16 protein-coding genes and 1 pseudogene are annotated in these 21,468 nt (G+C 57.9%); 7 read left to right on the top strand and 10 right to left on the bottom strand.

The window, feature by feature from the left end:
• Window positions 1-530: 530 nt before the first annotated feature.
• Window positions 531-1,352: a response regulator transcription factor gene (locus tag FHT82_RS16700; protein WP_348647628.1), complete on the top strand. Its 822-nt coding sequence runs from the start codon at window positions 531-533 to the stop codon at window positions 1,350-1,352.
• Between the two features lie 261 nt (window positions 1,353-1,613).
• On the opposite strand, the gene FHT82_RS16705 is transcribed toward FHT82_RS16700, so the two are convergent.
• The 6 genes from FHT82_RS16705 to FHT82_RS16730 form a co-directional block, all read right to left on the bottom strand.
• Window positions 1,614-3,443, bottom strand: a complete 1,830-nt coding sequence (locus tag FHT82_RS16705) for a glycosyltransferase (RefSeq protein WP_183732963.1) — start codon at window positions 3,441-3,443, stop codon at window positions 1,614-1,616.
• Between the two features lie 4 nt (window positions 3,444-3,447).
• Entirely contained in the window at window positions 3,448-4,491 is a 1,044-nt protein-coding gene (locus FHT82_RS16710; RefSeq protein WP_183732965.1) for a UDP-glucuronic acid decarboxylase family protein, read from the bottom strand.
• 44 nt (window positions 4,492-4,535) lie between these two features.
• On the bottom strand, window positions 4,536-6,032 hold the full coding sequence (locus FHT82_RS16715) for a sugar transferase (protein WP_183732967.1): 1,497 nt from the start codon (window positions 6,030-6,032) through the stop codon (window positions 4,536-4,538).
• A gap of 14 nt (window positions 6,033-6,046) precedes the next feature.
• Window positions 6,047-6,904: a WecB/TagA/CpsF family glycosyltransferase gene (locus tag FHT82_RS16720; RefSeq protein WP_183732969.1), complete on the bottom strand. Its 858-nt coding sequence runs from the start codon at window positions 6,902-6,904 to the stop codon at window positions 6,047-6,049.
• Between the two features lie 547 nt (window positions 6,905-7,451).
• On the bottom strand, window positions 7,452-9,575 hold the full coding sequence (locus tag FHT82_RS16725; RefSeq protein WP_183732971.1) for a right-handed parallel beta-helix repeat-containing protein: 2,124 nt from the start codon (window positions 9,573-9,575) through the stop codon (window positions 7,452-7,454).
• On the bottom strand, window positions 9,572-10,888 hold the full coding sequence (locus FHT82_RS16730) for an O-antigen ligase family protein (protein WP_183732974.1): 1,317 nt from the start codon (window positions 10,886-10,888) through the stop codon (window positions 9,572-9,574). Before FHT82_RS16730 ends, FHT82_RS16725 begins: the two co-directional genes overlap by 4 nt.
• Window positions 10,889-11,528: 640 nt before the next feature.
• Here FHT82_RS16730 and FHT82_RS16735 point away from each other — a divergent pair.
• From FHT82_RS16735 to FHT82_RS16760, 6 genes are all read left to right on the top strand, one after another.
• Window positions 11,529-12,479, top strand: coding sequence for a glycosyltransferase (locus FHT82_RS16735; protein WP_183732977.1), 951 nt, complete (start codon window positions 11,529-11,531; stop codon window positions 12,477-12,479).
• A complete protein-coding gene (locus tag FHT82_RS16740; protein WP_183732980.1) occupies window positions 12,476-13,576 on the top strand; it encodes a glycosyltransferase family 4 protein in 1,101 nt (366 codons plus the stop codon). The genes FHT82_RS16735 and FHT82_RS16740 overlap by 4 nt, the downstream gene beginning before the upstream one ends.
• Entirely contained in the window at window positions 13,570-14,700 is a 1,131-nt protein-coding gene (locus FHT82_RS16745; RefSeq protein WP_183732983.1) for a glycosyltransferase family 4 protein, read from the top strand. Before FHT82_RS16740 ends, FHT82_RS16745 begins: the two co-directional genes overlap by 7 nt.
• Window positions 14,697-16,907: a polysaccharide biosynthesis tyrosine autokinase gene (locus FHT82_RS16750; protein WP_183732986.1), complete on the top strand. Its 2,211-nt coding sequence runs from the start codon at window positions 14,697-14,699 to the stop codon at window positions 16,905-16,907. Before FHT82_RS16745 ends, FHT82_RS16750 begins: the two co-directional genes overlap by 4 nt.
• A gap of 106 nt (window positions 16,908-17,013) precedes the next feature.
• Window positions 17,014-18,117 (top strand): GDP-mannose 4,6-dehydratase, encoded by a 1,104-nt coding sequence (gmd, locus tag FHT82_RS16755; protein ID WP_183732990.1) that lies wholly within the window; start codon window positions 17,014-17,016, stop codon window positions 18,115-18,117.
• Window positions 18,110-19,081, top strand: a complete 972-nt coding sequence (locus FHT82_RS16760; protein WP_183732993.1) for a GDP-L-fucose synthase — start codon at window positions 18,110-18,112, stop codon at window positions 19,079-19,081. Before gmd ends, FHT82_RS16760 begins: the two co-directional genes overlap by 8 nt.
• Window positions 19,082-19,159: 78 nt before the next feature.
• On the opposite strand, the gene FHT82_RS16765 is transcribed toward FHT82_RS16760, so the two are convergent.
• From FHT82_RS16765 to FHT82_RS16780, 4 genes and pseudogenes are all read right to left on the bottom strand, one after another.
• Window positions 19,160-19,360, bottom strand: coding sequence for a phage integrase N-terminal SAM-like domain-containing protein (locus tag FHT82_RS16765; RefSeq protein WP_183732996.1), 201 nt, complete (start codon window positions 19,358-19,360; stop codon window positions 19,160-19,162).
• Window positions 19,361-19,565: 205 nt separating this feature from the next.
• Window positions 19,566-20,072: an RES family NAD+ phosphorylase gene (locus FHT82_RS16770; protein WP_183732999.1), complete on the bottom strand. Its 507-nt coding sequence runs from the start codon at window positions 20,070-20,072 to the stop codon at window positions 19,566-19,568.
• Window positions 20,069-20,554 carry a DUF2384 domain-containing protein gene (locus tag FHT82_RS16775; RefSeq protein ID WP_183733002.1) on the bottom strand — a complete coding sequence of 162 codons (486 nt, stop codon included), beginning with the start codon at window positions 20,552-20,554 and terminating at the stop codon, window positions 20,069-20,071. The genes FHT82_RS16770 and FHT82_RS16775 overlap by 4 nt, the downstream gene beginning before the upstream one ends.
• A gap of 169 nt (window positions 20,555-20,723) precedes the next feature.
• A pseudogene (locus FHT82_RS16780) lies at window positions 20,724-21,428 on the bottom strand (transposase).
• Between the last annotated feature and the right edge of the window lie 40 nt (window positions 21,429-21,468).

The raw sequence follows: 21,468 nt of genomic DNA on the forward strand, positions 1-21,468 counted from the left end.
AAACCCTTATTTCTAAATGAAACCGACAATCAGGTGATTGTGCCCAAGGTTTCATTTCGAGAGAACAAATATTGCTCTCCATTTAAAGAGAATTGTTTTCGTCATCCGAGTAAAGGAACAAAACGTCTAAGCTTATTCACCTAAAGGCGTATATACTTATGACGACTTACGCCGAAGTTCATAGCCAACGATCAACATTGGTGGTGGAACAAGTCCGGATTCGGCTCAATCACACGTCAGGCGCAGACATTGTTTTCATGCGTTTAGCGACTCGATCCGTAACCGAGGAGCAACGTAATCGACCACTCCCCGAGCGGCTTAACATCGCATGACTTTATACCAAGAATTAAGTCGTATTTACACCTTACGATGGAACTAATGTGCGCCTTTAGCCTATATTAGCTAGTTTGAGATCGCGGAAACTGTGGTATTTAATTCCTACTTTAGTGCTTCCAAACCCTCATATCTGAAGGGCTTGAGTGTTCGGTTTTGTTGGGGCGTAGGGAAACTCGGCTGGGGAGGATGAAGCAGTGAATTCAGCGCTTATACCAAATTTAGACCTAAGGCAGGAAAATGTAACTCTGCCACTTAAGATAGAGAATAGTTCAACGGCATCGATCTTGCCGTCGAGGCCAAAGCACTCTCTCGTGATTCTCGATAACCGTGAACTTGATCGGCAATGCCTTGCGCAGTGCATGGCCGCCCACAAGACGGATTTACTTATCCTGGCATTTGGAACGGTTGAAGAGTGGAAGCAAAAACGCGACGAGTATCCGCCGCTTTCGGCAATCCTCTTGAACATTGGCGGCAAGAAAATCGACGAGCCCGCCGTTTCGGAGCAAATCAGGAGCCTCTCGTCGGAGTTCGGGACGATACCTGTCATCGTGCTGGCTGATAGCGACGATTTCACCCAAATCGTGAAGGCGCTCGAATATGGAGCCAAGGGCTACATACCTGCCTCGGTCAGCGTCAGCGTCTGCATGGAACTGATCGCACTGTCGGTTGCGGGAGGCGTTTTTGTTCCCGCAAGCACCCTGTTCGCCATGCGTCACTTGCTGGAATCCAGCAACTCGACGGCGCGCCCGTTGGCGGGCATATTCACGGATCGTCAGGCCGAAGTCGTAGAGGCGCTCCGGCGCGGAAAGGCGAACAAGATCATCGCCTATGAGCTCAATCTGCGAGAAAGCACCGTCAAGGTGCATGTTCGTAACATCATGAAAAAAGTCAAAGCAACGAACAGAACAGAGGTCGTGTTCAAGATAAACGATCTCTTCGACAGTATTACTGCCCGCGAAACAGGCAGAGACAGGATAGATTCTGCCGGGCGATCGACTCCTCCGTCACATCACTAGTGCGGTCCTGACCTAAACATCCTCGGTGGTCGCGAAGCAAATGCGCCACCGAGGCCATTTGGCGCCAGGGCACCCGAGCCGAGATCGCCTTGTGCATCTCCGGCTCTGCCCGCACACAATTGCCCATCACTGATTTTCCTTGAGATCGTCCAACCCCCTTCGTTCGGCTTGGACTGGCCCTGGTTGCAGTTGCAGGGGTTGGCGACTGTTGAACTCGTCTTTCTCGATCATTCAGCAATGGACACCGCCATTTGTCGGCGATCACAAAGGATGCCTGGAAAGCGCCGTTCGGATCCTGCGCAATGGGCTTCTCTGCGAACGGGGGATCAGGCCCTTTGCAAGGTGCCAAAAATATCGGAACTCCGGCACTGGCGGCACGTTCGGCCTCAAGTGATTCAAGCGCAGTGTGATCATCAGGTCATCGACGCTCGAGTACAACCGCTGGCGCCAGCCAATATCAAGTCTGAGATGTCGAGATACTGCGCGTCCGCCGGTTCCGCTCTCTTCGAGGGGACCGCGACGAAGAACGTTCGCAAGATCCGGCTGCTGACAACGATCGAGAATATCGGCGAAGCATGCAAGCCATTCGGGATCGCTTCGTCGGGGAAGCTGGTGAATGCTCTTTCGGCCTGTGCCGGACCGTTCGGGGACACGCCAATTGTCTTCTCGACCGCCTTGAGCGAGCACGAGGCGCGCGCGCCGGAGTTCGTCATGGGACAGGGATGGATAAAAGTCCTGCAACCTTCGCGCTTGCGCAATTTGGCCTTTGCAGACCAGCGCGAGAAGGAAATATGCCCATTCGACGGGATCCGGGTCGGCCGCCCCGTAGTCGATCATCGTTACCTTGATCAAGTTCACCAGAAGCGTGTAGGCGCGATCGGCACTACCCTCATGCAAGGCGCAGACGGCGAGACGGAATTTGGCTTCAGGCAGATAGGACACATAATCCAAGCAGCGTGCGTAGCAGTCCTTGGCCTCTTCCACCTTGCCCTGTTCGAGAAGCAGATCGCCTTGCTTCAATAAAGCGCGGTCGCTTGCCCCTCCGGCAACGTGGATACTCGCTCGCTGGGAGATGCGCTGAACCTTTATCAAGTCGCTGAAAGGGCCGGACTGAATGATTTTCTCTCCGGATCGCTGGCCGCTGTTCAGCATAAACCATTGATATATTTGCGGCCTGTGATTCAACGTGTGACGAGAGTGGACCAAATTATAGCCGGCCGCCGAAATACGCTGTATTTCAGCGGGATGAGCAAACAGGTATTCCAAGCGTTCAACGATGTCGTTGTGGTCGGTGAAGACGCAATTCTCCATGTCGGCAAAGCCAGCTGCCTGCAGCGCCGCCGTCCGTTCCGTCACGAGACAGGTGTTCGCCCCGGGAATCTCCAAATGCTTTCGCACGACCTCGCCGGCCATGGTTCCGCATGTGGGTACGACGAGGCTCGCGTTGAGCGCGCGCGCATAGGCCTCTCCTGACAGCAACTGGGAGGCAAGCTTGCTCTCATAGGTATGCTGTGGCGAAACCAGGCAGGGATATCGATCACGGATTATTGGAAAGACCTTCTGCCGCCAAGGGTAAAGGCCATTGACCTGGCCTGTGAGCGTGACCGGTATGATCTTGTGCTGGTGATAGTCTTGATAAACTTCGGGATCGATGAAGTTTGGCCAGACGAACAGGTTATCTTTCAGCTCCGGCATATATTCCGGAGCCAGAGTCGCAATCGAGAAATATGTCTCGATGCCCCATTGCTCCATATCGGAAAGGAAACCGCTGCGTCGGTCGCACCATGGATCGGCATTGTGAAGACCAAGCTTCGGAACGCCGATGTGGGTATTCGTGTTGGCGATTCTTATCCGTCGCGAGCCATGTGACCGGTAGCCGCTCTCAAACAGCGTCAGATCCGGTTCGTACCTTTCGCATATCTCTGCGTAGTCGCAGTCACGGTTTACGACGACGACATCAAAATGTGTGCTGAGGCATTTGACCTGCTGCTGCATATGCAGCAGCAGGTAACCGGCTGCGTTCGCATTGGGCTGATGGTCCCATTGAAAGAAAACGAGCTTCGGTTTGCGGTGATTGCCGTTGCTGTCCATGTCCCTATCGTGTGGCTTCCGAAACAGGGAGGCCGACCGCCGGGACAGGCAGATGCGTGTAGGTCGCCTGCGGGAACTTGGCGCCTGGCATGTTTCGGGCTTTGCCCGAAAGCTTCCACTCGAAATAAGCGATCGTTCTCTCGAGCCCTTCACGCAGGCTCACCGTCGGCTGCCAACCCAATTCTTGGCTGGCGCGGCTGATGTCCGGCTTGCGTTGTGTCGGATCATCAACCGGCAGCGGCTTGAAGACGATGCCTGATTTCGATCCCGTCATTTCGATCACCATTTCGGCCAGTTCTCGGACCTGGAATTCTCCGGGATTGCCGAGATTGATCGGGCCGGTAACGCCAGCCGGCGCCCCCATCAGGCGAATGAAGCCTTCGATCAGATCGTCCACATAGCAGAACGAGCGTGTCTGCGTACCATTCCCGAAGATGGTAATCGACTCGTTTCGAAGCGCCTGAACGATGAAATTGGAGACAACGCGGCCGTCATGGGTCTGCATGCGCGGCCCGTAGGTATTGAAGATCCGCGCCACCCTGATTTCCACGCCATATTGACGATGGTAGTCGAAGAACAACGTCTCGGCGCAGCGCTTGCCTTCGTCATAGCATGCCCGCGGGCCGATGGGATTGACGCTGCCTCGATATTCCTCGGGCTGCGGATGAACCGCCGGATCGCCGTAGACTTCGCTAGTGGATGCCTGGAAGATCTTCGCCTTGGTGCGTTTGGCAAGGCCAAGCATGTTGATGGCGCCGTGCACATTGGTCTTGACCGTCTGGACCGGATCGACCTGATAGTGAACAGGAGATGCGGGGCACGCAAGGTTGTAGATCTCGTCGACCTCGACATAAAGCGGGAAGGTAATGTCGTGGCGAAGGATTTCAAAGCGGGGATCGTCGAGAAGATGCAGCACGTTGTCACGCGAGCCGGTGTAGTAATTGTCCACGGCGAGAACATCATTGCCTTCTCGCAAGAGTCTTTCGCACAGGAACGATCCCAGAAACCCGGTACCGCCGGTTACCATAATTCGCTTGTGTCCGTGCATTGGTGTGCTCCGTTGTTGATGGTTGCCTCGCAGAACGAGGATGGTCAGTAAGCTCCCCTGCGTTTGAAGACTGCAGGGATTGTGCTGAGAAGAATTTGGCAGTCGAACCACAGGGACCGGTTGTCGATGTAGAACTCGTCGAGTTGTTGCTGCAGCTCGATATCCGCGTTGCTTCGTTCGGAGATCTGCCAAAGGCCCGTAAGCCCCGGCGTCACCGAGCGCCGCTTGTCGCGAAACTCGCCATCCATCGCCAGGAGGTGGTATTCCGGAAAGGGACGCGGTCCGACGATCGCCATCTCGCCTGCGATGATGTTCGCCAATTGGGGGAGTTCGTCGAAGCTCGAAGAGCGCAGGAGATGGCCGATAACCGGCAGAACGCGGGGATCGTTTTTGAGCTTGAAGTGGGCCAACCACTCGGCCCGCATAGCCGGGTTCTCCCGGAACAATGCTTCGAGGCGCTGTTCCGCATCTTGGTACATCGTCCTCAATTTCAGGACGTGCACCGGTTTGCCGGACAGACCTTCCCTAGCATGACGGAAGAAGACAGGGCCTGGATCGATGGCGTAGATCGCCGCGGCAGCAATCGCGATGAAGGGTGCAACAACGATGGTTGCAGGAATGGCGATCGCGAGATCGAGGATCCGGCGAACCAGGTCCGAATTGACCGAAGTCCCACCGCTGGTGAGACGAACTCCGATCTCTCCGCCGACATCCGCCGGTCGCAAGCCGTTTATCTTGAGGCTCGGCGTATCCGACAGAAGAATGACTTCGGAGAACTTTCGCCGCATCGCCGCCAGATCGGCAACAAGCGAGGAGGTGTCACCGGCAATCAGGGCAATGGATGGCGCGCCGTCAGGTGATACTTCCGACGTATCCGAGGAAAAAGGTTCCGGCCTTATGCCATACTGCCAGTGGTCTCTGAAATGCGCCATGAGTGCCGGGGTAAGATTGCGGCCCCCTATGATTACCGCACGCTCTCCCCAGATTCCAAGTCTCCAGCACAGGCCTCGAGCGAGCCAATGCATGACAGGCTGGACAATTAGCCCGAGGCCGAGGAAGCCGATGACGGCGAGCAGCAGTCGTTCCCCTTCCGGCAGGAGGATTGCTCCGAGCGCAGCAAGAACGGCCACCTTGAAGGCGCCGATCGTGCGACGCCGCAGATGTTCGTGGTCGTGAAGACGATAGCCAGGGTAGAGGCCGGCCGATGCATAGAGAACGATGGTTGCCAATGCCGCGACGGCGAAAGCACGCTCCAGTACCGTGCCCGCCGAACCATCGGGAAGGAAGGAAAGGAGAGCAAAATAGGCGGTCAGATAGGCGGCAATGTCGCCGGCAACCAAGACCGACGATGTTGCAAGCCGAGGAAACCGGCGCCGTAGCGCAACTGGCATATTCAGCCCCGCCTGCCTTAGCGGTTCGACGGTCTTGGCGGCCGTTATGGGGGGAACAGAGCCTACCGGCGCTGCTCGCGAGGACGCGTCATTTGTGTTGGCTACCTTCGACGGACCCGATGTCATTGCTGACGGCGCAAGTAAGGACATGGTGGGTTACTCCTCTACAGCCTTTGTCCCGACGCACTCGCTCCAGAAACCGCGTCTTCGATCGGAAATTTCCGAAGCCCCAGTCTCTGAAAGGCCGTCAGTGAGATGAAGGTCGGCACGACGAGCGCATAGCGCCGCCACAGCCGTTTCGGCTCGCATAAAAGACGAAACGCCCATTCGAAGCCGCTTCTTTGAATGACCCTTGGAGCCTGCCGCTTAAGGCCGGCGTGAAAGTCGAAGGCAGCTCCGACTCCGATGAGAACCGAAGCGTCCAGGCGGTCGCGCATGCGCGCCATCCAGTGTTCCTGCTTGGGACTGCTCAGTCCGACCCAGATGATATCCGCGCCTGACAGATTGATCTGGTCAGCAATATCCGTTTCCTCTTGCAGCGAGAGGTCACGAAAGGGCGGCGCATAGGAGCCGACGATCCGGGCTTCCGGGAATTTTGCGATAAGTCGAGCCTGTAGCTGCTCCAGCGTCTTGGCGGTTGCGCCGTAGAGGAAGTGACGCAAGCCTTTGGATCTGCCCGCCTCGAAAACTGATAACATTAGATCCGGTCCGTAGACCCTGTCGCTTTCCACATGGCCAGCATGTTTCAGCGCCCACACCAACGGCATGCCGTCGGGGGTCACGAGGAATGCACGGTTATGTATGGACCGAAGTTCGGGATCTTTTTGACACCGCACGATACCGTGCGCGTCGCGAACGCATACATATTCTTTCCTGCCGTCTTCAATCGCCTTTTCGATCAGTCCGGTCGCGCTTTTGAGATTGACTGCCGAAACTCGAACACCAAGAACATTCGTCCACTCCAGGGAGCCCTTTGGATCAAGGTCTGAAGTTTGGTTTCTGTCTGCCGATGAATTTCTCATGACCTACGCTTTTGCCAACTGAAACTGTTGTCAGAATATGCTGACAGGCCGATTGCCTCTAGACTTTCATCTCCAGCTATTGGACGTAGAAAGACTTCACATTTCTGCGTCCCGCATAGAAATGAATTACAATATTCGAAGTAAGGCAGTATCCCCCGGGTATGCCGCATTGCCCTTTTTGATAAGCGTTACCCCGAAAAGGCGGTTTGACCTTCGCGGAGTCGCAGAAGACATTCGCTTCAGCGCGACCAAAGCTGGGAGGTTTGAGCGCGATAAAGTGAGGGGAGAGACAATGGTGAATTCAACAGGGTGAATTCAATAAACGAATTGTCGGTGCCGGGGCCGCCATCGCCATCCCGGTGTTCGAGGCACGCTCAGCGCAGAGGTAATGGCGCAGCTCGCGGTCAACAACGTTGTCCCGCCCACTATCGGGGTCTCCGTATTGCACTGAACCGCCGGGCCGGGGAACGAGCGCATCGTCACCGGTTACCGCATGCCGGCGCGAGCCACAGCTCATGCGGCTCCGTTGCCGGTCATCCCGGCGATATCAATCATTGGGACGAGTGAAGACACTGTCCCTGTCCGCACCGGCTCTCTGAAGATCGGCCAGGCTGCCAAAAACACCCCACCGCATGATCGCCGGATCGATCCGGAAGCTCTTGTTGTTCAGATTGCCGCTGTAGCGGTTGCGCGCGAACTGCACGGATCCAGTCCCGTGATCGGGCGCGTAGACGAAGGCGGCGACCCCGTTGCTGTTATCGATCGAGACGATATTGTCCTCTATCCGGTTCGGGACGGCCCACGGTGGATGCCATCCCCAACCGGTGCCGTCGTCCACGCGGAAGGCCGCGCCCGAGCCGTTTGAGATGGTGTTTCCGGTCACCAGGTTATTCCAGCCGCCGTTGATCCCGATCGCACAGACATTGCCGGAAAGAGTGTTTCCTTTGATGCGCACCCCACTCGCCTTGCCATCAGTGTATATCGCCCAGCTGATCGGAGACGGCCATTCATTGATATTTTCGTATCCCAGAGGCCAGAAGGTGCCATCGGCCCTGTTCATGAGATGCCCTGTCCCGGTGACGAGATTATAGCGGATGGTGCTGTTCAGGAGGTCGGCCTGCTCGCCCATCATCTTGATGGCACCGCCGTCGGCCGTCTGCTGATTGGCGTTGCGCACGACATTGTGTTCGATGATCGCGTCGTGGACTGCGTCCTGGGCACCCCAAAGGGAGCCGCCGGCGATCCCGAATTGTGCGGTATTTTCGATCAGGTTATTGCCGATCCGCATACCGTCGCCTGCCTGGAACCATATGCCTGCCGTCTCGAAATAGACCTTTCCGATGTCATGGATATGGTTCGACAGAATTCTGACGCCGTTCGATTTGCCGAAACCACCATAGGTGGTGCCGACATAGATGCCGTTGCCGGCGATATCTCCGATCACATTGCCGGCGATCAGAACATCGCTGCTCTCAGTCACATGGATGCCGACGCCGACATTTTCGATGAGATTTCCGAGCAGCCTGACACCGTTGGCGTGTTCAAGCCGTATGGCGCCGAACCCTCTGGTGTCGGTATAGAATTTACCGCTGCCTTCAGGCGCTCCGTCACGAAACTGGAGCCCTGATACGACCATGTTATCGGCACCCTCCAGCCGGAAGAATGTCGGCAGCATACCGGCCACAACAGTAGAATTAGGTGACAGTCCCTCGGCCGGGATATAGTCGAGCTGGCCTGCTGCAACATTGTAGCGCCATTCTCCGGGCGCATCGAGAAACGCTGCTCCTGTCAGGAAATAGCGGCTGCCTTCTGCGGTGAAGAAATAGCTGGTGCCCTTGGTTTGAACGGTCCGCGTTGCAGCGTCGATCGAAACGACCGGCAGTGTGTCGCTGCCCCATTGGCTTCCAGGCTTGAAGCCACCGACAATGTTGACGACAAGCCCTGATGCGCCTTCAAGCGTCGGGACGTCGCCGGCATGATAGCAAAAGCGCGTATTGCCTTCCCATTGGTCAATCGCCGGATTGCATTTGGCGGCAAACAGCCATCCCTTGCGCGGATCTCCGTCGGAAGGAGCGTTCGGAAAGCGGGACAGGGCCTGGCGAACCCCGTTGACGAAGAGATCGCCGACGGCCTCGTCCGTCGGCAAGCGCAGTGGCGCCCTCCAGCGTCCGGCAGTCTGTGACACCCAGTTATTCACAAGCCGACCGCCATGCAAGACAGGTGTCTGGTTGCATCTCGCCGTGATGACCAGGCCCTTGTCTCTGGCATCAAAGACAACGGGGCGGGCTAGATAATAATCTCCACCCTCCATGGCAATCATGCTCTGGCCGCCTGCTTCCCGCGCAGCATCGCGCGCGCGCTCGATGCTGGCAAAGGGTCCGTCGGTGGCATTCGGCTCGGGATGACGGCCGCTCCAAGTGTCTTTGCCGGCAGGCGACACATAGAATATCGCGCGTCCCGCGGCTGTGCCGGTCACCGCATCGCCAGGGAGAATTCCGTTGAGTTCGTCGGATAATGCGCCTGGCGCGGCCTCGGCGCAGGTCGCTGCCTGGATTGCCTTATGCATGATGTCGGGCGCGTCTTTGTCCGAACTCACCGGCGCAGAATTGCCCAGGCGTGGTGAGAGCGCTGCAAGCAGTACGCAACAGGACAGTGTGAAACGAGGTCTCATGGGATTGATGGATCCGGCGCCGTCATGGGCATCCGCCACCCTTGATCGGCCTCTGCCGAAACGACGGGCACATGCAGCGAGAACATGATGATAGCCGTGCTGAACAGAATGAAAATGGCGTCATTCTGGATTAGAAAAATGCTCTCGGTCAGGTTCATCACCAAGATCATGACGGTGAAGACATTGAGCCAGAGCCAGCCATATTGCGGATCGCGGCATTGAAGAATCGCCCCCTGGCGCACTGCGCGCAAAAGCAGCAGAACAAAGAAGGCCGTGCCGATGATGCCGAAACTGAGCATCGCGTCGCGGTAACCATTATGGGCGTGAGGCGCCATCCACAGGATTTCGGACCAGATGGACCATGCTCCGGGGTTAGCTTCCGTCCAAAACGCCTGATAGCCGAAGCCGAACATCAAGTGGCTGGCAATCTGGCGGTCGACCAGCTCCCACAACGGCACGCGACCTGTCAAAGTGGCGTCCTTACCGAGCGCTTCGAGGAACGGAACCAGGAACTCGTGAAGCGAGATGAGAAGGCCAGCCGCGAGCTGAACGAACAGCAGGATGAGGAGGATGCGGCCGATGCCGCTGCTTCTCTGCAGGGCTGAATAGAATCCAATCAGGCAAAATGCCGAGGCGATCGCAATCGTCGCAGTCATCGATCCTGAAGCAACAAGACAAATCCCGCTCGCAGCCAGCAGGATAAATGCGGTTCGCCGCAAGCCGAGAGTGCCGTCGATCAGCACGACAGCCGCCGCCAGTATCATGATGCTCGAATACCAGCCGAGGCTGTTCTTGTTGATGAAGATGCCTCGCATCTCGCTGTCCATGGGCATACGGGCAAGATGAGGCGCCACCGCGAACATCGCCAGGCTCAGTACGATACACGTTCCCAAAGTCGCAAAGACCAGCAAAAGCAGCTGTCTCGGCGTGAAGCGCATTGCAAGCACGTAGGCAAGAAGCACGGTAAACAACAGGCCGATGGCGCGCCGCAGACTCAGCGATGGACTGATCGACCACAAGATGGACAAAAACGGCAACAAGATGATCAGCGGGAGCAGCAGATTGCGTCTCAGCGCCACGAGGAAGAGCGGTAAATTTCTTATCAGGATCAGTATTGTAAATGCATAGACGGGTAGGCTGACGAGGCGCAGCAGCGACTTGGAGTGATCGCTCAACCCTCCGTCCGGATCTGATAGCAAAAGCGGAAAAAGCGCACCCGTCTGCAGGAACAGGCATATACCGGCTCCCCAGCATTCTATGCTTCGCCAAGTGATGGCCGGCCCGCTTGTAGTTCTAAGACCGTATACGCTCATTGTCGGTCCTTGCCGAGCTGGCCAAAGGAGCGGCTGTTGATCGCGTCAGTCTGGAAAGGCATGTATCTCCTTTCACAGCTACGCTGCTACACACAAGAACAACCATCCAAACATCCGCGCAGTCAACTCACGCAAATGACGGCGCGGCTACGCCTAATGCAGACACCCATCACCCAAAGACGTGGTTACGCTTAAGCAGGCGTCTGGAACCTACCCCAAAGGATAGGCCCTAAGCCTGCGGGATTGCCCATAAGAGCAGATTTTACCCATCTCCATTCGCCGGTAGCTTGCAAAGGTGCGGACAGCAAAGCACGCCACGTTGCGCCACGGTTTTTTGGCGAATTGAGGGTTCCGACGCAGGCTGTCCGCAGCGATGCTTGGAAGGTTGGGATTGCTATGGTTTCGCGTTATGATCCTGGTTCGGCATGCTCCACGACGAGAGCTTCACCGGTCGCGGCGGCGTCAACGCCTGCCTCACTGTCTCTACCCCAAAAAAACCAGATTGGGCGCGTGAGCGCTCCTGATATAGCCATCCGCGAGGTTCCAGGTGCTGGGGGCAATGGCGGGGCCGGTCTCCCGGACGATAGCACGACCATGCTGCTGCGCAGCCTTGTCGTGCTGCAAGCCGCTTGAGGGCGTCATGGAGCAGTCAGGGATCAGCGTTCTCATCAACAATTACAACTATGGCCGTTTCGTCGGACGCGCGATCGACAGCGTCCTGAGCCAGGATATCCCCGACGTCGAGATCATCGTCGTCGATGATGGATCGAGCGACCAGTCGCGCTCCGTACTAGAAGCCTATGATGACAGGGTGAAGGTACTCTTCCAGGAAAATTCGGGACAGGCAGCCGCGATCAATGCTGCGGTAAAGCTCAGCAGCGGCGGTATCCTTTGTTTTCTGGACGCGGACGACTGGTGGGCTCCGGGCAAACTGTCGGCGACACGCGCTGCCTTTCAGTTGGATTCTGCGGTATCGCTTGTCTATCACCGACTTCAGCCGGTTTCGATCGATGGATCGTCAATCCTCAAGCCGATCCCCCGGACGCTATGTTCCGGAGATCTCTCGGCACTGCTGACCAGATCGGCCGGCTGGTGGCCCTTCCCGATGACCTCAGCCATCTCGGTTCGGCGCAGCGCGTGGGATGCTGCAGGACCGATCCCGGATCAGTTCCGTATTTCGGCCGATGCATGGCTCACGGGGATCTATCCGTTTCTCGGGGACGTCGCTTCTTTGCCGGATTCACTCGGCTTCTACCGGATCCACAACAACAACTGGTATCGGCCGGTCGATGATGCCGCGATGTTGCGACGGAGAATGGCCCATTGGCAGCGCACCGTCGAAGCGACAAACAGGTTTCTTTCAATCCACGAGATACCGGCACGGTTAAGCCTGACGGATCACTATCCCTACTGGGTGGCATCGGCGGAGCTGGCCGGCGCTGATGCGCGTACCCGCATCAAGCTTGCCTTCGAAGGGCTGTTATTCGCTGGCGAACCAAACGTGCTCAGACGCACACGCGACGCATTGCGTTCAGTCCGCAATCTCCCCCGGTTCGGCCGGGACATCGGCTTATCGGAGGCAGCGAAATGAAGGCGCTGCTGCTCGTTTCCGAACTGGAAGATTACACGATCGCCTTCGCCGGCGGTGTCGCGCGGCACCTTGATGTCGTTCTCGGCGTCCCGCGCCGACGCTACGCGCATCTTGCATCCTGGTTCGATCCGGCAATCGATTTGCACCTGCTGGACTGGCCGCGGCACCGTTCGCTCGCCAATCCCTGGTTCCTGCATCAGTTGACCCGACTCATCCGGAACGAAAAGCCGAACCTTATTCATCTTCTCAGCAATAGCACGCTCTGGCTGAATTTCGCCGCTCCGTTCTGGCGGCCGATCCCGCTCATCACGACCGTCCATGATGTCGATGTACATCCGGGAGATTCCGATACCCGCACCCTGCCCGGCTGGGCGCCGGAATTGATGGCAAGACAATCCGGACACCTCGTCGTTCATGGTGAAGAGCTGAAGCGGATGGCGCTCGATCGATATTCGAAATCTCCAGACTGCGTCCATGTCTTGTCGCACCCCGCCATACAGCGTTACGCGGAACTCGCCCGGCAGCAAAATCTGACGCGAGGCCAGGCCGATGGAACTCTGCGCGTCCTGCTTTTCGGACGGATCTTTGCTTACAAAGGCCTGGAACATTTGATCCGCGCCGAAGCGATGCTCAAGGATGCGCTTCCGAACCTGCGCATTACGGTCGCGGGCCGCGGTGACAACCCCTGGCTGTTCCAGCCGCTGATGGGGGACGCCGGTCGCTATGATATCCGCAACCGCTTCATCGAAGATGCTGAAGTTGCGCAGCTTTTCCTCGATGCCGATATCGTTGTGCTCCCCTATACGGAAGCTTCTCAAAGCGGGGTACTCAACCTTGCCGCTGCCTTCGGCAAACCTGTCATCGTCACCGACGTCGGCGAATTGCGCACGACAGTTCAGCCGAATGGGCTTGGAATGGTGGTCTCGCCCGGGGATGCGGAAGACCTCGCAAAGGCCATCCGCACATTGGCTGAAAACAGCGAACTCAGAAACAATCTCGGCGCCAACGCGCTTGCCTGGGCCAGGGGACCGAATTCACCCGAGCAGGTTGGAGCTCAGGCTGCAGCCGTCTATCGCGAGGTCGTCCGATCATGCTGATGAAGGCATCGGCGGAAAGAGCTCAAATGGCAAGTGTACGCCACTATGTCCCGGGCGGCTGCGAGAACGGCGGCGGGATCGGCAGGCTGGTCGGTTATATAACCAGCACAGCAAGGCAGGCCGGCGCAACGCACTTCGTCACCGACACCAGAGGGCCTCGATGGTCCGCGGCGACGTCGTCCCTGCGCCTGCTGGGCGCCATCCTGACGATGGCTAGGGATCGGGTCGTTGCTCCCACGCGTATTCACCATATCCATGTCGCAGGTCGCGGCAGCACATCACGAAAGCTGATCCTGACGGAGGCCGCCCGTGTGCTGGGCTGCTCTAACATATTGCACTTGCACGACTATGATTACGCCAGCGATTTTGCTGCCCGTTCTCCACGCCAACAAGCGCTCATCCGGCGGATGTTTCAAAATGCCGATTGCGTGGTGGCACTTGGCCAGCGTGATCACGTGACGCTGACGACGCTTCTCGGCGTAGACGGTCACCGCGTCGTCGTCGTCCACAATTGTGTCCCCGATCCCGGCGCGCGGCGCAGGCCTCCTGCTGGCCAGACGCCACTCATCGTCTTTCTCGGCCGTTTGAGCGAACGCAAGGGCGTGCCGGAGCTGTTGCTGGCGCTCAGCCATCCGATGATGAAAGAGTTACAGTGGCGAGCCGTGCTGGCAGGTGATGGGCCGGTCGAGGACTACCGCCGCCAAGCCGCCGCGATGGGGCTATCCGACCTGGTGGAGATGCCAGGTTGGCTTGGGGCCGACGAGATCAAGGACTTATGCGCCCGCGCCGATATTCTCGTCCTGCCTTCGCATGCCGAAGGCCTGGCCATGGCCGTCATTGAAGGACTGGCCCACGGCCTTGCCGTCGTCACCACGCGGGTTGGAGCGCATGAGGAGGTCATCTCCGACGGCAAAACCGGTGTCTTCGTCCCTGTCGGGGACCAGGATGCTCTGGCTGCGGCCCTGGCAAAGCTGGTTACGGACCCCGAAATGCGCGCTGAGCTCTCCATCAAAGGCCGCGTCCACTACCTCAACCATTTCAGTATGACAGCATATATGCGGTCGATCGAAAAACTCTACGAGGCCATCTCCACGCAACCTCAAGCAAGGGTTAGCGCATCATGACAATCTCGACTTTTCCGCCAGATCGGAATGTTCCTATCAGAACGATGCACTATGAACCCCGGTTTCAGGCAGAGACGAGATCGGATGATTTCGATCTGGCATCCGGTTTGCGCCTGCTCCGCCGCAGGATGGTGATGATTGCATGCCTGGTGGTTCTGACGATGACGGTTGCCACCGTGATGATCCTGGGAATGCAGCCGAGCTATCATGCCGAGTCCCGGCTTATGATCCACGCGCCGCTGGCAAAATCGGTGAACAGCGACGACAGCGGCAATGACCCCTTGAATGTCGCATCGGAGGCGGAGCGGCTGCGGTCCAGGAGCGTGGCGGAACGTGTCATTCACGATCTGCGGCTCGACGAGCGGGCGGAATTCAATCCGGCACTGCGTCAACCGTCTCTGATCAGCGAGATCAAGGCTAGTCTGCGGCAGTTGATCGACAGCGGTAAGCCGCCCGTGCCGCAGCAAGACAGGCTCGAGCCGGTTATCGAGGAATATTACAGGGCGCTCCAGGTGATCCGGGACGGCCCGGGCGGTGTTATCCGAATCGGATTCGATACGCATGATCCCGAATTGGCGGCCGCTGTGCCCAATCGCCTGATCGATATTTACCTTGAAGAGCGGGAAGAGAGTGCTCGCAATCGTCTGGATGCTGCAGAAGGGTGGCTTCGACAGCGCATAGCGGAGCAGCAGGGCCGCACCGATGCGGCGCGCAATGCCGCCGACGAATATCAAAAAACCACGGGTATCGTCCCGAATGACGATGCTCAGAGCGAACAGATCAAATCCATTATGGAACTGAGCGACCGGCAGGCAAAAATTGAAAAGGACCGCGTCGATATAAAAGCAGTAATCACCACCCTGGAGGCGGCCGGCGACGCCTCGCTCGCCACGCAGAATGACTCCATCCCCGACAGTATCAGCGCAATGGAACGTGACTTTCGGGCACAGCAGCAGGATCTCGAGCGTCTTCTCGACATATATGGTAGCGACGCCCAGCCAGTCGTCGATCTGCGTGCAAAGATTGTCAAATCGCGCGCCGATCTCGGCACTGCCGTCGATCGCTATGTTCAATCGCTGCGCGCCAAGCTTGCTGCGCTTGATCGTGAAGACAGCACAGTCCGATCCGCCCTGACGGCGGCTTACAATCTGCGGTCTCACTCCACACTTGATAAAATCGAGCTGGCGCGACTGGAGCGCGTCGCCGATAGGGAACAGACAGCCCTGGACAGGCTGGAGGAACAGCGTCGCGTATTTGCGGCACAAGCCATGCTGCCTGGCGCGGAAGTTGAAGTTCTGTCGCCGGCTGCGGTACCGCTCATGCCACAAGGACGGGGCCGGCTTTTCTATCTGATCGGTGCTCTTGTGGCTTCGTCCGCGATCGCTGCAACGGCCGCTTTCGCGGTAGAAATGATGGACAAATCTGTCCGCAGCTTCGACCAACTGATCGGGATGGGACGCTTCGTACCTGCCGGTTTCATACCGCGCCTGAGTCAGGCAACCCGGCGAAATCCGTCGGTCCTCTTTGGGCAAATTCAAGGCGGCATGTTCGATGAAGCAATTCGCACCGTCATGATTTCGCTCAAACAAACCAATGGCGGGAAGCTTCCAGCCAGCATTGTCGTCACGTCCGCCCATAGCGGCGAGGGCAAATCGCTTGTCGCCGGATCGCTGGCCATCGAACTCGCAGCCAACGGAACCCCCGTGCTGCTCGTCGATTGCGACCTTCGGCGCGGAAAACTCGACTCGCTTTTCAAGTCGGGACTCAAGCACGGACTGAACGATTTCATGTGCGGACAGGCTGAAATCGACGACATCATCTATCATCATCCAAGCGGTATCGACTTCATTCCCGCCGGCAACCCCAGCCACCTTCGGCATACCCGTCTGGCCGATCTTGCGGAACTCATCGAAATGGCCCGGGCAAATGGCCAGGTTGTGATCTTCGACAGTGCGCCCGTGCTTGCCTCTACCGATACAGTGCATCTGACAGCGATCGCGGAGAGGACGCTCATGGTTGTCAGATGGGCAAAAACCAGCCGCCGAGCCGTCGATTTTTGCCTTCAGCAGCTGAGGGCTTCTTCACGCAGCCCGGAGATTTCCATCGCGATAAACGGCGTAAAGCCAAGAAAGCACGCCCTTTATACGTTCGGCGATTCCGAGTTGTTCTCGAGATCGTTGATGAAATACTACAAAACGACGATCTAAAGCAGCGAAAGAACGTCGGATTGCCAGAGAAATTCATCGGCGTTCGCGCCTTTCCTACACTACCAGCATTCAAAGATAGCGTTAGTATTCGAGTTGGAGAGCGACCATGGATACCGGAATGAGAAATAACAGGAAAGTTGCGCTGATCACCGGCGTGACCGGACAGGACGGTGCATACCTGGCCGAATTGCTCTTGGACAAGGGCTATATCGTTCACGGCATCAAGCGGCGCTCGTCGTCCTTCAATACCAATCGTATCGAGCACCTCTACGAGGATCCGCATGTCGAGAGCCCTCGCTTTATCCTGCATTACGGGGATATGACCGATTCAACCAATCTCATCCGGGTCGTTCAGGAAACGCAGCCCGACGAGGTCTATAACCTTGCCGCACAAAGCCATGTCCAAGTCTCCTTCGAAACGCCGGAATATACGGCTAACGCGGATGGAACCGGAACGCTGCGGCTGCTCGAAGCAATTCGTCTTCTGGGCCTGACCAAGAAGACCCGCTTTTATCAGGCGTCCACCTCCGAGCTGTACGGCAAGGTGCAGGAAGTTCCCCAAAGCGAAACGACGCCTTTCTATCCCCGATCCCCCTACGCGGCTGCCAAGCTCTATGCCTATTGGATCGTGGTCAATTATCGCGAGGCATATGGCATGCATGCCTCGAATGGCATCCTGTTCAACCATGAAAGCCCGATCCGCGGCGAAACATTCGTGACCCGAAAGATCACCCGGGCGGCCGCTGCAATCCATCTTGGCCTGCAGGACCGGCTCTATCTCGGCAATCTGGACGCCAAGCGTGATTGGGGGCATGCACGAGAATATGTCCGCGGCATGTGGCTGATGCTGCAGCAGGACGAACCGGAGGACTATGTTCTTGCGACCGGCGAAACGCACTCGGTTCGCTCCTTTGTCGAAAAGGCCTTTGTCAGGGTGGGCATGCCGATCGATTGGCGTGGGGAGGGTGTCGAGGAAAAAGGATATGATACGATATCCGGCCGCTGTGTGGTGGAGATCGATCCGGCCTACTTCCGCCCTACAGAAGTCGATCTTCTGCTCGGCGATCCGACGAAGGCGCATACGAAGCTTGGCTGGAAACATGAGACCAGTCTTGATCAACTGGTTTCGGAGATGGTTCGCGAAGACCTGAAAGTCATGGCACGAAATGTTCCGACGGTCGGTGCGAACAAAGGCTTGGTCCATGCCTGAGGTGATCTACAGCCTTGCCGGAAAAAAGGTCTATGTCGCGGGCCACCGCGGCATGGTGGGCTCGGCGATCATGCGACGTCTTGCCTCCGAGGGCTGCGAGATTTTGACGGCCACGCGCGCCGAGGTCGACCTGAGACGACAGGAGCAGGTGGAGGCGTGGATGGGAAATAACCGTCCCGACGCCGTCTTCCTGGCGGCTGCGAAGGTCGGCGGCATTCTTGCCAATGATACCTATCCGGCCGACTTCCTCTACGACAACCTGATCCTCCAGGCTAACGTCATCCACGCAGCTCATAAGGTTCGCGTCGAAAAACTGATGTTTCTGGGTTCGTCCTGCATCTATCCGAAATTCGCCGATCAGCCGATCGTTGAGGAATCGCTTCTGAGCGGATCGCTCGAGCCCACGAACGAATGGTATGCGATCGCCAAAATTGCCGGATTGAAGCTTTGCGCTGCCTATCGAAAACAGCATGGCAGTGATTTCATCTCGGCCATGCCTACCAATCTTTATGGACCGGGCGACAATTTCGACCTCGATTCGAGCCATGTCGTGCCGGCGCTGATACGCAAGGCGCATGAGGCCAAGATGAGCGGTCAGAAAGACATGCGCATCTGGGGTACCGGAACGCCGCAGCGCGAATTCCTGCATGTCGACGATTGCGCCGACGCCTGCGTCCATCTCATGAAGACCTATTCCGCCGAAAGTCATGTGAATGTCGGCTCCGGCGAAGACATTACCATCCTCGAATTGGCCGCGCTCGTTGCGGAGGTCGTCGGCTTCGAAGGCGAGATCACGCGAGACCTCACCAAACCGGATGGCACTCCACGTAAGCTCATGAGTGCCGACAAGCTCCGTACTCTCGGCTGGACGCCGAAGATAGGGCTGAAGGAGGGTATCGCAGACGCCTATCGCTCCTTCCTGACTGGGCATTACCTCGAACGCAGCAACGAGGCTGCAGAGTAATGGCGGCACGACTGTTGTCGCAGTGATCGAGCTAGCTGGCGGTTCTGATGGTCAGCGCGTCATCAAGGCTACGGACCGCTAGCGTTTCAAGTTTTGACGGAAGACCAGATGCACCTGAAACGCGCGCACGTCATCCAGTCCAAGACGGTCTGGCGATCGCCCGAAATAGCGCGAGAACTTCGACATTGCATGTAAATACGATCGTTGCGTCGCTGGTGAAAGATTGCGGATCGTCATGTCATTGATCATGCGCCGGCGTAGCGGGCTCATCTCACTCATCGTCATCTCCTGTACAAAGGTTGGGCTAAAACAGCCCAATCCTTCAAATCAGAAGCGCATCATGCAAATTCCGCGCTCCAAATGCCGCGAAAGCGGCTTCGTTCAATCCCCCGCAGATTCACAAAAGACGCCCGGGACTCTAGCCGCTTGAATTGATCCATCACGACGACGCCAGCAGAGCTGGGTTCATCCAGTTCCCGAATGTCTAGGGGCCGGGTGGATGCAAACGCGTGTCAAGCGCAAACGCTTCCTGGAATCTGAGCACATAGGCGCCTGCCGGGCCGCCCGCTAGAAAGATCAGGTTCCAGCTGTGCGTCGATACCGCACTGGGGATGGCGACGAAGCGGTGTTGGCGCAGCAACTCGTCTCCGAAGGCCTGTTGCCCCGCGCCGGGAATGCCCGGCCGCAGCCAGTTCGGATTTGGCACGGTCGTCGGATCGACAACGTGGACATCGGCGGGAGCGGAAATGACGGCCGCTGTCATTATGTGCGCAACCGTATCGAGCGCCCGGAAGCCTTTGTGGACTGCCACCTCCAGGATCGCCGTCGCCGGATCGAGGGAGCAGTAGACCGCGCGAACGCCCTTGCTGTTCCAGCGTCCACCAACCCGATACGCGCCCTCGCCACTATCCCATGTCTGCGCATGGACCGTCTGATCGAGTCGCCATGCGACAAGCTCGGTCCCGCCGAGCGCAATCGGCAGAAGGTTCATGCATAGACGCCGTAATCGAGGCGGTCGAGATGATCCTCCACCAGCTCGACGCCGGCCGGAGTGCCGAGAAGGTCGATCGGGCGACGCTGATCAAGCCCGACTGCGGGACGTTCCAGCCATTGCTCGGCCTCGGCCTGTGAGCCGAAGACGTCCGTCGCCTTAGCGAGGATTTCGGCGAATTTCCAGGCCCGGCCGCTCTGTTCTTGGCTAAGCGGCTTGGACGGCGTGTCCCTCCGTCGCTGCCATGTGCGCAAGCTCATGCCGACCGCCTTTTCAAGCGACTCGTTCTTGCCGATGACGACGAGATTGCCGACAAGGTGATCCAGCGCCGAGGCCGGTAGGCCGTGCAACAGCAGCTCATGCGCATCGAGCGCGCTGGTCAGTCGGCGCGCAAGCACCCGCGAGCCACCCAGCAGAGCTTCGATCTTTTGCAATTCGCCACCGGCGACCAGTGAGGAAGGGGGTTTTGCTGCGAGGGCCATTACCATTCTCCGCGTCAAGTGTCGCGCCTAACATGTCATCTGTCGTGATAAATTTCAAGTGCAGTGATCGGCCCCCGAACCGGTTTTACGGCGGCGGGGCGGATCATGTCCCAGGGAGTGATGTAGGTGGCGGCTGGGTCGCCGCGTTCTCCGGCATGGGCCGGGATGATCAGCGCGCCACGGCTGGCAGGCTGATGAGCGGATCATCGCTCATCTGGCTGCTGGTTTCCAGCGTCATGTATCTGGCGCGCCGGACAGCCCATTCGTCGTTCTGTTCGAGCAGGATCGCGCCGACGAGGCGGACGATGGCGTCATCATTGGGGAAGATCCCGACGACCTCGGTTCTGCGCTTGATTTCGCCGTTGAGGCGCTCGATCGGGTTGGTGCTGTGCAGCTTGGCGCGGTGCTCCTTCGGGAAGGTCATATAGGCGAGAACGTCTTCTTCGGCATCATCCATGATGGCGGCACGCTTGGGCACCTTGCCCATGGCCTTGACCACGCGACAAACTGCGTTTGCGCTGAGATCGTCAACCGAGCGGGTCGACATTCCCTGCACGTAGGCTTCCTGGATGACCGCCGTCAGGACCTTCTCGGCCATGCGCCGCGGCTCCAGGAAGCCTGGAAAGTAAGAGCCCTTCCTGAGCCTCGGAATGCGCAGCTCGACGGTTCCGGCGCGCGTCTCCTAATCCCGCTCGCGGTCGCCGTTGCGCTGGGCCGTCCGCAGCGGGTTCCTCTCGCCATAACCGGCACCGGTGGCGGCGCCCACCTCCAGCTCCATCAGCCGCTCGGCGGCAAAACCGATCATCTCGCGCAAAAGATCGGCGTCGGGGGACTTCTCCACGAACGCACGCAGGTTCATCATGTCGTCGGTCATCGGTGGTTCCTTCGAATCAGGTTGGTGTCAGCAACCCGAC

Origin of the sequence: Rhizobium sp. BK275 (assembly GCF_014193555.1) — a bacterium.
In the GTDB taxonomy this organism is placed as follows: domain Bacteria; phylum Pseudomonadota; class Alphaproteobacteria; order Rhizobiales; family Rhizobiaceae; genus Rhizobium.